The 12,645-nt window shown below is 40.7% G+C and carries 14 protein-coding genes and 1 pseudogene; 5 read left to right on the forward strand and 10 right to left on the reverse strand.

Annotation, left to right across the window (positions count from 1 at the left end):
- From A3EO_RS0110250 to miaB, 9 genes are all read right to left on the reverse strand, one after another.
- A partial coding sequence (locus A3EO_RS0110250) for a helix-turn-helix domain-containing protein (protein WP_018346433.1) occupies positions 1 to 215 on the reverse strand: 215 nt, incomplete at its 3' end.
- A complete protein-coding gene (locus A3EO_RS0110255) occupies positions 208 to 684 on the reverse strand; it encodes an ATP-binding cassette domain-containing protein (RefSeq protein ID WP_018347075.1) in 477 nt (158 codons plus the stop codon). The genes A3EO_RS0110250 and A3EO_RS0110255, both read right to left, overlap by 8 nt.
- Positions 685 to 697: 13 nt before the next feature.
- The gene (locus tag A3EO_RS0110260) at positions 698 to 1,150 is read right to left on the reverse strand and encodes a hypothetical protein (protein WP_018347076.1); all 453 of its coding nucleotides are present in this window, start codon (positions 1,148 to 1,150) and stop codon (positions 698 to 700) included.
- Positions 1,151 to 1,153: 3 nt separating this feature from the next.
- A complete protein-coding gene (locus tag A3EO_RS0110265) occupies positions 1,154 to 2,902 on the reverse strand; it encodes an alkaline phosphatase (RefSeq protein ID WP_018347077.1) in 1,749 nt (582 codons plus the stop codon).
- A gap of 169 nt (positions 2,903 to 3,071) precedes the next feature.
- Positions 3,072 to 3,554, reverse strand: coding sequence for a leucine-responsive transcriptional regulator Lrp (gene lrp / locus A3EO_RS0110270; RefSeq protein WP_013745275.1), 483 nt, complete (start codon positions 3,552 to 3,554; stop codon positions 3,072 to 3,074).
- 108 nt (positions 3,555 to 3,662) lie between these two features.
- Positions 3,663 to 4,637 (reverse strand): protein translocase subunit SecF, encoded by a 975-nt coding sequence (secF, locus tag A3EO_RS0110275; RefSeq protein WP_013745274.1) that lies wholly within the window; start codon positions 4,635 to 4,637, stop codon positions 3,663 to 3,665.
- A gap of 14 nt (positions 4,638 to 4,651) precedes the next feature.
- Positions 4,652 to 6,496, reverse strand: a complete 1,845-nt coding sequence (gene secD / locus A3EO_RS0110280) for a protein translocase subunit SecD (protein ID WP_026211111.1) — start codon at positions 6,494 to 6,496, stop codon at positions 4,652 to 4,654.
- A gap of 115 nt (positions 6,497 to 6,611) precedes the next feature.
- A complete protein-coding gene (gene yajC, locus A3EO_RS0110285) occupies positions 6,612 to 6,944 on the reverse strand; it encodes a preprotein translocase subunit YajC (protein ID WP_013745272.1) in 333 nt (110 codons plus the stop codon).
- Between the two features lie 262 nt (positions 6,945 to 7,206).
- Positions 7,207 to 8,634, reverse strand: coding sequence for a tRNA (N6-isopentenyl adenosine(37)-C2)-methylthiotransferase MiaB (gene miaB / locus A3EO_RS0110290; RefSeq protein ID WP_026211112.1), 1,428 nt, complete (start codon positions 8,632 to 8,634; stop codon positions 7,207 to 7,209).
- Between the two features lie 232 nt (positions 8,635 to 8,866).
- On the opposite strand from miaB, the gene A3EO_RS0110295 reads away from it, so the two are divergent.
- From A3EO_RS0110295 to A3EO_RS0110315, 5 genes are all read left to right on the forward strand, one after another.
- Positions 8,867 to 10,048: an FAD-dependent monooxygenase gene (locus A3EO_RS0110295; RefSeq protein WP_018347080.1), complete on the forward strand. Its 1,182-nt coding sequence runs from the start codon at positions 8,867 to 8,869 to the stop codon at positions 10,046 to 10,048.
- 152 nt (positions 10,049 to 10,200) lie between these two features.
- A complete protein-coding gene (gene infC / locus A3EO_RS0110300) occupies positions 10,201 to 10,743 on the forward strand; it encodes a translation initiation factor IF-3 (RefSeq protein WP_080638295.1) in 543 nt (180 codons plus the stop codon).
- Positions 10,744 to 10,846: 103 nt separating this feature from the next.
- Entirely contained in the window at positions 10,847 to 11,044 is a 198-nt protein-coding gene (gene rpmI, locus A3EO_RS0110305) for a 50S ribosomal protein L35 (protein WP_013745268.1), read from the forward strand.
- 59 nt (positions 11,045 to 11,103) lie between these two features.
- The gene (gene rplT, locus A3EO_RS0110310; RefSeq protein ID WP_013745267.1) at positions 11,104 to 11,457 is read left to right on the forward strand and encodes a 50S ribosomal protein L20; all 354 of its coding nucleotides are present in this window, start codon (positions 11,104 to 11,106) and stop codon (positions 11,455 to 11,457) included.
- 92 nt (positions 11,458 to 11,549) lie between these two features.
- Positions 11,550 to 12,281: an ACP-like domain-containing protein gene (locus A3EO_RS0110315; RefSeq protein WP_018347082.1), complete on the forward strand. Its 732-nt coding sequence runs from the start codon at positions 11,550 to 11,552 to the stop codon at positions 12,279 to 12,281.
- 116 nt (positions 12,282 to 12,397) lie between these two features.
- Here A3EO_RS0110315 and A3EO_RS0110320 read toward each other — a convergent pair.
- Positions 12,398 to 12,645: pseudogene (locus A3EO_RS0110320) on the reverse strand (IS256 family transposase, variant Zn-binding type); the annotation flags it as partial.

Raw genomic sequence — 12,645 nt, forward strand, 5'->3', positions numbered from 1 at the left:
GTTTGTATGACGTGATATTTAAACTCTGGGGTGTAGGTTCGTTTGGTATGCAGCACGGCTAAGCCCTTTATACCTGAATGTTGATATTGGGCAATCCAACGCCTTAATGTGCGTTTAGACACGGTAAATGTACGACAGGTTAAAGAAAGGTTTTCCTCGTGTTGAAAGTAGAAATCTACCACTTGTTGTTTAAATGTTTGGTTATATTTAGTCATAAAAAATCTGCACCTTTGTATGTTGTTGGATAATAAGTCCAACTTTTGGGGTGCAGATCATATCGAAATGAGGCATTTTTAATTGCTGTAATAAATATTTTGCGCGTTGTTGTAGAGAAGCTTTGATATGCCAATTCCGAAAAGCGGAGGGTAACAGCACATTATCTAGTGCGGTTAATCCATTAGTAAGATAAAAATCCTGCATAATAATGCCGATATTTTGAAAACGCCAATGATCACATTGTGCGGTAGAAAGTATCGTTAAATCCTGATTCTTCCATAAAATATTGCCGGAACTCGGTTTTAATAAGCCGCAGATGATGTTTAAAAACGTGCTTTTACCGCAACCGGAAGGCCCCATCAGCGCAATTTGTTGTGAAGATTGTAGATAAAAATGTGGAATAGATAGGATTGGCGAAGAAAGACCGGGAACTTTGACGGTAACATTATGGAGAGAAAGTAAAGTCATACGCGATTCCTGTTTATAATTCACTGAAAGTGGCATTGGTGAGTCTTAGCAAACTGACGAATCCGGTTGCCGGATCAGTCCAAGAGCCGTAAGACAGTTTCCCTTCTACTTTAATCATCGTGTTGTTTTGTACGAACGGCTGCTTTTTATCAAGATAAACCACCACAATATCGGCAGGCCAATCCGCATCGGAAGAGCAGAACGGGCAGAGTGCCATCGGTGCTTTGGTCAAAACAAAAAATTTCGCATCTGCTTTTAATGGTGGTGCCATAAAGCCGTGCATTTCTACCTCTTGATCTTTTAATGATTTCACCTTATCAGAGAATTCCATTCCCAATGCTGAAATCTTGCCGTAAAGCTGATCGAAACTAAGTTGGGTTATTGCCATTGCCGGAGAAAATATTCCCGATAACAGTAAAATAGCTAAAAATAGCGAGGCGAACCTCGCTATAAGATTGATTTGCATAAGTTATTTCCCTTTTTCTTTGCCGTTAATGGCGAAGCTGTCAACGATAACTTTGAAAATATCGGAGTTTTCCATATAGCCTTTAATCGCTTCTGATCCCGGACCTTGTGCTTGAATGACGATGTCATCAATAGCGTGTACGCCGTTGGATTCACTTTTTGGCAGAATGCCGGTACGCAATACCGCACCCGGCACCGATTTATAGGCTTCATTGGCGACATATTCACCTTTCTCGTTTTTAATGGCGGGGACAAATATACCATCAAGTTTTGGGCGGAAAGTTTCGTAATAATCAGGATAATTATTAAAGAATGCCGCTAAACGTTTGCTAACATCCAATCTATCAGGATAGCCGTCTTGGTTTTTATCTTCATAATTCGGATAACCGGCGGCTGCGTAAACGCCGACTTTTTCTCGCATATCATCACCCGGTTTGTTGTCGTCTACTGTTCCGATTAACGATAAACCGTGCGTATGATCGCCGGTGACAATAATTAATGTATCCGGATGTTTTTCGGCGAATTTTTTAGCAATTTCAATCGACTTATCAAACATAATCGTACTCATCAAAGCACGTTCCCAATCAAGCGGATGAGAAGATTTATCGATTAATGCGGATTCCACCATTAAGAAGAAACCGTTCGGATTTTGGGATAATACGTCTAATGCCGTTTGTGTCATTGTGGTGAGATCAGGTTGATCCGGGAATTTTTTGGTCGCTTCGGTTTTTAGAAAACGGCGATCTAAAACGGTATCCATATTGCCGGTATGGAATAAGCCTAATAACTGCTTAGTATCTTTAGCAATATTGGTTAATTCGGTATTGGTTGTAACTAACTGATAACCGTCCGCCTTAAATTTTTCAATATAATTGATATCATCTTTACGTTTTGAGCCTGGTACTGATTTTGGTAGGAAATAAGCAGAACCACCGCCTAACAATACATCCGGTTTGACTTCATAAAGCATTCCGGCAATTTTATCTTTATCCGCACGCCGTCTGGTATGAGAAACAACAGCTGCTGGTGTGGCATCTTCCAATTCTGCATCGGAAACAATACCTAAACTTTTATTGGTTTTACGTTTAATTAATTCACCGAGTGTTTCCTGTTTCGGGTGATTAAGATTATCTTTAGAGCGACTGACATAGACACCGAGAGCATTAATGGCTGATTTATGCCCGGTCATATAGGTGCTCATCGTGTTGGCACTGTCCGCCGTGATGGCATCGGTACTGGATGTGCCGATAAAACCGGTTACCGGCAGCGTATCCATAGCTAATAAACTATTTGCTTTTCCTTCAGTTACACCTTTAGATAAAATGCGCGCGCCGGTACGGTGTGCCACGGATAAGCCATCACCTAAAAAGAAGATAATATTTTTGGCTTTCGCAATATCCGGTGTGCGATAGACTGTCCAATTTACTTTGCTGCTTTTACCGTTTGCTTGTGCGGTAACTTGATATTTTCCTGGCTCTTGAATACTGACATTTCTTAACCAAATTGCAGAAACTGGCTCGCCATCCTCTTTTTCAACAAATTCAATGTTGTTACTACCCAATACTTTAGTGAAATCTTTGCCGTTAATGGTAATTTTTACCTGTTCCGGTTTTACAATTTCGTCAAATTCCACTTTAAAATCAAATTTGCCGTCAACCATCATTGTGGCACGATCAATCGGATAAATGGTTTGAGCAAATGAATTTAATGCGAATGCAGATGCCATCAACGTCAGTAAATAGCGTAACTTCATAGGTTTCTCCATAGTGTTTCAAAAAGGTTGTTTAAATTCTGAAATGACTATAACGGAGAAATATGACAGTTATATGACAAAAAATAAGCGAGGCATAATAGGCGAGGAAAGCAAGGAAGGCAAGGGAAGAGAAGAAAAGCCCTTTAGTCATTAACTAAAGGGCAGGAAGTTATTTGAGTAGTAAATAATTGGTCTGTTTCACCTCTTCCATTACGACATAGGTGCGAGTGTCGTTTACTCCCGGAAGACGGAGCAACGTGGTACCGAGCAGTTTACGATAAGCAGCCATATCGGCAACACGGGTTTTTAATAAATAGTCAAAATCACCGGAAACCAAATGGCATTCTTGAATCTCTTCTAAATCCTGCACCGCACGATTGAACTCTTCAAAAACATCCGGTTTACCGCGAACCAAAGTAATTTCGACAATTACTAACAGCGGTGAATCTAATAATTCCGGGTTGAGTAAAGCCCGGTATCCCATAATCACATTTTGTTTTTCTAAGCGTTTTACTCGTTCCAGACAAGGTGTTGGCGATAAACCGACACGTTTTGAAAGCTCGATATTGGAAATTTTACCGTTATGTTGCAACTCATTAAGAATTTTCATATCGATAGCATCGAGTGATTTCATCATCTTTTTTTGACGCATTTTGAGAAAGCCTTTATCAACTTGAATGGCGTTATTATAGCGGATATTCAATAAAACATCAGCCGTAAAAACGGCTGATGTCGCTTGATTTATGTTGAGAAACTTTTGTTATGGTAAAAGTGACTCTTGATCTGCGCCCTCTTTTTCCACTTTCGGCGGCAACATATGTTCACGTTTCAAGCCGAAGTTAAGCGCAAGTGCAATCGCAATATAAATTGATGAATAAGTACCGAAACCGATACCGATCAATAACGCTAACGAGAAACTGTGGATTGTTGGACCGCCAAATAATAATAATGCGATAACCACAATTAATGTGGTGATAGAGGTCATCAATGTTCTGGATAAGGTCTGACTAAGTGAAATATTGATAATTTCCACCGTAGAGGCACGACGAATTTTACGGAAATTCTCACGTACACGGTCAAATACCACGATACTATCGTTCAAGGAGTAACCGATAACGGAAAGAATCGCCGCCACAAAGGTTAGATCAATCTCAACTTGTAGCATCGCGAAGAAACCTAAAGTCACGATCACATCGTGCGCCAAAGAGAGAATTGCTCCTAAAGCTAAACGCCATTCAAAACGTAAACCGACATACAGCAATAGCATTGCCAAAGTGATTAAAGTGGCATAAATCGCCGAAGTGGTTAGCTCTTCACCCACATTTGGACCAACGAATTCAATACTGCGAATGGAAACGTCTTTATCAATATTGTCACTTAAAATGGTTTTGATGTGTGTGCCGATATTCGGATCATTGACAGATGCCGGTACACGCACCATTACATCACGTACGCCGCCTGATGCTTGTACCACCGCATTATCCAAACCGTTTTGCGCTAAAATAGAGCGGATTTTCGGCAAGTCGGCAGGTTGTGAGAACGAAGTATCGATCACCGTTCCGCCGGTAAAGTCCAAGCCCCAGTTAAAACCTTTAGTGATAATAAAAAATAATGAAATTGCTACCACAATAATTGATAAAGCATAGCCCACCATACGATAGCGCATAAAGTGGATTAGCTTATATGGCAGCTTAATATCGTTAACTGTTTCAGTTTGATTATCTGTATTTTTCATAAATAATGCTTCCCTTAAATCGATAATTTACTGATTCGTTTTCCACCATAGAGGAAATTCACCACCGCACGAGTACCGGTAATGGCAGTAAACATCGAAATGGCAACACCAAGAGATAATGTAATCGCGAAGCCTTTTACCGGGCCGCTACCTACTGCATAAAGAATGACAGCCGTTAAAATAGTTGTCAGGTTAGCATCGAAAATACTGGAGAAAGCGCCGCTGTAACCTTCGTTAATGGCTTGTTGTACCGAACGGCCGTTACGCAACTCTTCTTTAATACGCTCAAAGATCAACACGTTGGCATCGACTGACATCCCGACCGACAGCACGATCCCTGCAATCCCCGGCATAGATAACGTAGCCCCCGGAATTAATGACATCAAACCAACCAGAATAACGATGTTGGCAACCAATGCCAAATTAGCGATCAAACCGAATTTACGGTAGTAAAGCGCCATAAAGAGCACAACGATCAATAAGCCCCAGAAGCTTGCTTGCATACCCTGTTCGATATTTTGCGCCCCAAGAGAAGGCCCGATAGTGCGTTCTTCAACAATCTGAATCGGAGCAATTAATGCACCTGAACGTAATAACACGGAAAGATTTTGCGCTTCAGCAGGGGAGTTGATACCGGTAATACGGAAAGTATTGCCTAAACGAGATTGAATGGTAGCAACGTTAATGACTTCTTCGTGTTTTGTCAAAATTGCTTTACCGTTTTCATCTTTTTTACCGCTGTCTTTATATTCACTATAAACAGTCGCCATTGGTTTACCGATTGCGGTTTTAGTCGCTTCCGACATCATATTTCCGCCTTCGCTGTCCAAAGAGATATTTACTTGAGGACGACCATATTCATCATTACCGGAATTGGCATCGGTAATATGCTCACCACCTAAAATGGTTTTACGATAAACAACAACCGGTGTACCGTTACGGTCGTGTTGTAATTCTGAATCGGACGGCACCATTCCATTTTCAGCAGCTGCAAGATTGGCGGTTTGATTGACCATACGGAATTCCAATGTTGCAGTTGCGCCCAAAATTTCCTTAGCACGAGCAGTATCCTGTACCCCCGGTAATTCCACTACGATTCGATCTGCTCCCTGCTGTTGCACCACAGGTTCAGCAACACCAAGTTCATTCACACGTTTACGTAAAATAGTGATATTTTGTTCAACGGCACTCTTTCTTAAATGAGTCAGTTCATTTTCTGAAAGGGTTAATGTAACATTTTGCCCATTGCTGACCACGTCCCAATTAGCGTGTTTACGCTTTAATACACGCACCACATCACTTGGTGAAATATTATCGGCAAGGGTGATAACGGTGGAGTAATTTTCACCGGATTGGATTGCTTTATAGACAAATTTTTCTTTGCGCAATTCGGTGCGGAGTGAATCTTGTAACTGTTCTTGCTGTTTAGCCAGTACCGATTTTAAGTCAACTTCCATTAAGAAACGCACACCGCCACGTAAATCCAAGCCTAATTTCATTGGGCCGGCGCCGATATCAGTCAACCAAGTCGGCGTTGCCGGCGCAAGGTTTAATGCAACGGAATAGTTATCGCCCAGTTTTTCTAAAATTTTATCTTTGGCGAGAAGCTGCTCATCAGTGCTGGTAAATTTTGCCAAAATAGAGCCGTTTTCTAAGGCGATAGATTTAATAGGAAGTTTATTTTGTTCAAGTACCTGACGAACGTCGGATAAGGTTTGTTCGGTGGCAAGTTGACCGCGCGTTCCTGAAACCTGAACTGCCGGGTCTTCACCGTAAAGATTTGGAAGCGCATATAAAATGCCGATGACGACAACGAAGATCACCATCAGATTCTTCCATAAAGGGAAACGATTTAACACAATAAAAACCTTTGTAAATTGTTTAACACACAGGGCAATCAAACAGTTGTTGATTGCCCCGCTAACCCACACTACGCGCTAAAAACGCGTGTTCTAACCTTGTCTGGAAGGTAAATTAAAGTGATTTGATAGAACCTTTCGGTAGAACGGCTACGATAAAATCTTTTTTGATAGTAACTTCGTTAGTGTCGTTAAGGGCGATAACAATATAGTCGCTCTCAGCAGAAACTTTAGTGATTTTGCCTAATAAACCGCCGCTGGTTAAAACTTCTTCACCTTTCGCAAGTGAAGACATCAATTCACGATGTTGTTTATTACGTTTAGATTGCGGACGGAAAATCATAAAGTAGAAAATAAGCCCAAAAATGACCAATAAAAAGATCATTTGTAAGCCGCCGCCCTGTTGTGCTGCAGCGTCGGCAGCATATGCTGTAGAGATAATACCCATATTGTTTTTTTCCTTAATAACAAAATAAAAACTAAGTGTTTTATGCCGTTTCGGCAAAACAGTGGCTAAAAATAGCATGTTTCAATTCACAGAACAACAGATAAAGCATTGCACTGTGGATTGCCTTGATTTGGAAGAGGTTATACCTCTTCCGAATTAGTACATTCTACCGCTGTGAATAGCGGCGTTTCAATCATTTAGGCGTTTTTGATAAAACAAGCCAACTGCTGAAAAGCACGTTACCTTTCCCGCTGAAAAATGATTAATTGGCTTGATAATGCCCCACACCAAGTTCATCCTCTTTGCGTGTACGTTGCATTACGGCTTGCGGTGAGTGTTGCACGCGAAGATCCATATCATCTTCGGTACGCACAACTTCACCACGTAAAGAGTTGGTATAAACATCGGTGATCTTAACATCAACAAATTTGCCAATCATATCCGGTGAGCCGACAAAATTAACAATACGATTATTTTCGGTACGACCGGTCAATTCCATAATATCTTTTTTGGACGGACCCTCCACCAAAATGCGTTGTTCAGTGCCTAACATACGGCGGCTGAATTGCGATGCCTGTTGGTTAATGCGTTCCTGCAACAGATATAAACGCTGTTTTTTCTCCTCTTCGCTCACATCGTCCGGCATATCTGCTGCCGGTGTGCCGGGACGGGCAGAGTAGATAAAACTGAAACTCATATCAAAATTGACTTGCGCAATGAGATTCATTGTCTGTTCAAAATCCTGCGCCGTTTCGCCCGGGAAGCCGACAATAAAATCGGAACTGATTTGAATATCCGGACGTGCTTCACGCAGTTTACGAATAATCGCTTTGTATTCCAATGCGGTGTGGTTGCGCTTCATCATTGATAAAATACGGTCGGAACCGCTTTGCACCGGTAAATGCAGGAAGCTGACCAGCTCCGGAGTATCGCGATAAACGTCAATAATGTCATCGGTAAATTCGATTGGATGAGAAGTGGTAAAACGTAAGCGATCAATACCGTCAATTGCCGCCACTAAACGCAATAATTCGGCAAATGAACAAATACCGCCGTCGTGGGTCGGTCCACGATAAGCATTCACATTCTGCCCTAACAGATTCACTTCGCGTACACCTTGCTCTGCCAATTGTGCGATTTCAAATAACACATCGTCGACCGGACGGCTTACCTCTTCGCCACGGGTGTAAGGCACAACGCAGAATGAGCAGTATTTATTACAACCTTCCATAATGGAAACAAATGCGGTCGGGCCTTCGGCACGAGGTTCAGGTAAACGGTCAAATTTTTCGATTTCCGGGAAACTGACATCGACCACAGCACTTTTGCCGCCACGAATTTGATTCACCATTTCCGGCAGGCGGTGCAACGTTTGTGGCCCGAAAATAATATCGACATAAGGCGCACGATCTCGAATATGTTCGCCCTCCTGTGAGGCAACGCAACCGCCGACACCGATAATCAGATCCGGATTTTGTTTTTTCAAATCTTTCCAACGTCCTAATTGATGGAATACTTTTTCTTGTGCTTTTTCACGGATTGAACAGGTATTTAATAATAAGATATCCGCTTCTTCCGCGTTTTCTGTCAATTCCAAACCGTGCGTGCTGTTTAACAGGTCTGCCATTTTGGCTGAGTCATACTCATTCATTTGGCAGCCCCAAGTTTTAATATGTAGTTTTTGTGTCATTCTATTTCAGTTGAAAGTTAATGGATGATTTAAATTGGATAAGCGTACAATTTGCTTATCCGCGATAAAAATAGTGCTATCTGAATATAGCGGTGTAAAAAGTCGGCGGCTATTCTACCGATTTATCTACATAATCTCTAGCACTTCATTGGGGTATGTGAGTGATTTTCTTTTAGGCAACACCGGCTTTTGTGAGTAAAATAAAAGAAAAATGAGAAAAAGGGTACACAAAATGGGTGAACAGGCAAAACATTACGATTTTATTATTATCGGTGGTGGAATGGTCGGTGCGGCTTGTGCCGCCGGATTAGCTAAATTGGGCTTGAAAATTTTCGTGGTAGAACGTTCATCATTGCCGTATTTTAGCGCTGACAGCGAGTACGATTTACGCATTTCCGCGATTAGTCAAGGATCGGTTAACTTATTGCAGCATTTAAATGCGTGGCAATATATCGCAGATCGCCGAGTTTGTCCTTACAGTGAATTAAGCACGTGGGAGATAGAGGGGTTTTCCACCACTTTTAGTGCAAAAGAGATTAATTTGTCGCAACTTGGTTTTATGGTGGAAAATCAATTAATTCAAGAGGGGTTGTGGCAACAGTTCCAACAATTACCGAATGTTGATTTTGCTGTGAATTGTACTGTCAGCACACAACAATATCAGCAGAACAGATGGCATCTTACTTTAGATAATGGTGAACAGATTTGTAGCCCCTATATTATCGCTGCTGACGGTGCAACTTCCCAATGGCGAACAATCGCCGGTATTGGTGTTACCGGTTGGCGTTATCAACAGGACTGTATGTTGATTTTGGTGGATACCGAAGCCGAACAGCAGTCGATGACTTGGCAACAATTTTATCCGAGCGGCCCGCGAGCATTGTTGCCATTGTTGGGTAAACAAGCCTGTTTGGTTTGGTATGATACCCCTGAGCGGATTGATTCTTTAAAAAATTTATCAGCAGAAAAACTCACCACAGAAGTTGAGCAATATTTCCCGGCAAGATTAGGCAAAATTACCGTGAAAAAATGGGGTTCATTCGCCTTAACTCGCCGCCACGCACAGCAGTATTATAAAAACGGTGTGATTTTGGTCGGTGATGCGGCGCACAGTATTCATCCTTTAGCCGGACAAGGGGTAAATCTTGGCTTTAAGGATGTGAAAGCCCTATTGGAAAATGTTGAATGGGCATTAAAACAGGATTCAGGCTTAGCGCAAGAGCAATTTTTACAACGCTATCAACAGCAACGCTATAAAGACAATTTGTTAATGCAATCAACAATGGATGTTTTTTATAAAACATTTCGCTCGCCGTTGTTGCCGGTTAAAGTAGCGCGAAATATTGCGTTATTAGCTTCTGAACGAGCAGGCTTTATTAAGCGTCAGGCTTTGCGTTATGCGCTTGGCTTATAATAAAAAATGAAAATGAGAAAATCGAGCTTGCTTGTTGCAACTACAGCGGAAATCTTATAGAATTTGCACCGTTTTTTGTCAATGAATTGATGAACAACCTAAGTTTCTGTATTTTGCAGATAGATAAGTTAAATTAATAGAGGAATAAGATTATTAAAACCGTAAAAAAAGCACCGGCAGCTAATCGCCCGAATCGTATTAATGAAGAAATTCGTGTGAAGGAAGTCCGTTTGATCGACCAAGATGGTGAGCAGGCGGGAATTGTATCTATCCAACAGGCGTTGGAGTTGGCTGAACAGGCCGATTTGGATCTGGTTGAGATCAGTCCTAATGCCGAACCTCCGGTTTGCCGTATTATGAATTACGGTAAATTCCTTTATGAAAAGAGCAAAACTGCCAAAGAGCAGAAAAAGAAACAGAAAGTTGTTCAAGTAAAAGAAGTTAAGTTCCGTCCCGGAACTGACGAAGGCGACTATCAGGTAAAACTACGCAGCCTGATTCGCTTTTTGGAAGATGGGGATAAAACCAAAATCACACTGCGTTTCCGTGGTCGTGAATTGGCACATCAACAGATTGGCATCGAAATGTTGGATCGTATCAAAGCAGATTTAGCAGAATTAGCTGTAGTTGAATCTGAACCATCTAAGATTGAAGGTCGTCAAATGGTGATGGTGCTTGCCCCGAAAAAGAAATAATCAGTGCAGTTCAAGTAGTGAGAAGTAACGGTGTTTGACATCGTTACTTTTTATTCGCCTGATTATTAGTGATTAATCGTAAACAATGCGGAGTTATTAAACAATGCCTAAAATTAAAACAGTACGTGGCGCTGCTAAACGTTTCAAAAAAACTGGAACTGGCGGTTTTAAACGTAAACAATCTCATCTTCGTCATATCTTGACTAAGAAATCAACTAAACGTAAACGCCATTTACGTCATAAATCAATGGTTGCGAAAGCAGACCAGGTTTTAGTCGTAGCTTGTTTACCATACGCATAACCCGCGGGTTAGCGAACGTTTCGTTATTTTTTAAGTACAAATAGACAAAGGAGATTCCTATGGCCCGTGTAAAACGTGGTGTAATTGCAAGAGCTCGTCATAAGAAAATTCTTAAGGCAGCTAAAGGTTATTATGGTGCACGTTCTCGTGTATATCGTGTTGCTTTCCAAGCAGTAATTAAAGCTGGTCAATATGCTTACCGTGACCGCCGTCAACGTAAACGTCAATTCCGTCAATTATGGATTGCACGTATCAATGCGGCAGCTCGTCAAAACGGTTTATCATATAGCCGTTTCATCAACGGTTTGAAAAAAGCTTCTGTGGAAATCGACCGTAAAATTCTTGCTGATATCGCAGTATTCGATAAAGTAGCTTTCGCTGCTTTAGTTGAAAAAGCAAAATCAGCACTTTAATAAACTGATTTCGTTTATTTTAGGTTTAGAGGGATAGTGATTTAAAAAACACTATCCTTTTTTATTAGTTTTTAAATAAAAGGAGTTCAAATATGAAATTAAAATTAGTAACAGCATTGTTTGTGCTTGGTTTGGCACAGGCTTGCAGTGTAAATGCCGCACAATCTACCAATAACAGCAATAATGGTGTTGCCGAAAATGCTAATGATTTTGCCGTACAGTTTGCTAAAGGGGAAAATTTCGCCGAATTAAAAGGTACAATCAAAGGCTATGATGTGGATCGCTATAGCTTTTATGCAAAACAAGGTCAGCTTCTTACTTTAGAAACCATTGATAATGATCGCCAAATTCAATTTTCACTTAGCCACGCTAAAGCAGATAATTTATCCGCGACTTATCAAGTGTTGCCATATTCCGGCAAATATACTTTAACTGTGTACCAAACTCGTAATGACGCACGTAAACAACCGAATGCGAAACGTGTTTATGATGTGAAACTAAAAATTAGTAATGCAGCACAGGCAAACACCGGCAAGAATAACAGCGGTGATGTAGTGTATCGTTGTGATAATGGTAAAGATCTTAACGTCAGTTATCAGAAAGATCAGGTGAACGTTTTTTGGCAAGGAAAGACAGAAGTATTAAAACAGGATAAAAAACTAAGCCAAGATGATAATTTTGTTTTTGCGAATCAGCATTATATGTTAAGTGTTGAAGCGTTGAACAAACAGAATTGGCAACAAAGTAAAGTGAATTCTTGGTTGCAATTAGGCAAAACCGCTTCTCAAGATAAAGTCTTATTACAAGAGTGTGTAGCTAAATAAGCGTGTTCTTTCTGTTTACAGCAAATTTAACGGCATATAGGACAAAATAGTTGGTCTTTTTGCACTTTATGCCTTTATAGGACAAAATAGTTGGTAAAGATTATTCTNGATGATCTTTACCAGCTTTTTTTATTTAAAAAATCCTGTATAAACAGTATCTTATGTTTTCTTGTTAAACCACTGTGAGGGCGTAATTTATCCTTAAGTTCTTTAAATAGCCCTTCAATCCTATTTGTTGTCTTTTCAATATTTAATTCCGGATATTCCTCATAGGTAAAAATATATTCATAATAACGCTTAATGCTTGCAGCAGCACTTCTTACACTACGATGTTTATAAGGATATTTCCCTTTCTCATTAGGCT

The sequence above is a fragment of the Gallibacterium anatis DSM 16844 = F 149 genome, from assembly GCF_000379785.1.
In the GTDB taxonomy this organism is placed as follows: Bacteria; Pseudomonadota; Gammaproteobacteria; order Enterobacterales; family Pasteurellaceae; genus Gallibacterium; species Gallibacterium anatis.